This is a genomic window from Bacillus sp. SIMBA_026, assembly GCF_046535335.1.
In the GTDB taxonomy this organism is placed as follows: domain Bacteria; phylum Bacillota; class Bacilli; order Bacillales; family Bacillaceae; genus Bacillus; species Bacillus velezensis.
Window position 1 is genome coordinate 1 of the sequence record NZ_JAWRWX010000475.1, and the last position, 236, is coordinate 236.

A 236-nucleotide genomic window follows, 5' to 3' on the forward strand; every position below is an offset into this window, starting at 1 on the left:
GCCCGGGAACTTTGTGGCGATCGCCGCAGGGTCCGGCATCACTCCGGTGATCGCGATCGCGCGGACCCTCCTGGCAGCGAATCCCGAGACCACTTTTGACTTGGTGTACGCGAACAAAGCCGCCATGGACGTGATGTTCCTTGAGGAGCTCGCGGACTTGAAGGACAAGTACCCTACGCGCTTGGCGTTGCACCATGTGCTGTCTCGTGAACAGCGCATCGCTCCCTTGATGACGG

Annotated in this window: 1 pseudogene; it reads left to right on the plus strand. The window is 61.0% G+C overall.

Annotation, left to right across the window (positions count from 1 at the left end):
• Positions 1–13: 13 nt before the first annotated feature.
• A pseudogene (locus tag SB847_RS22215) lies at positions 14–236 on the plus strand (hypothetical protein); the annotation flags it as partial.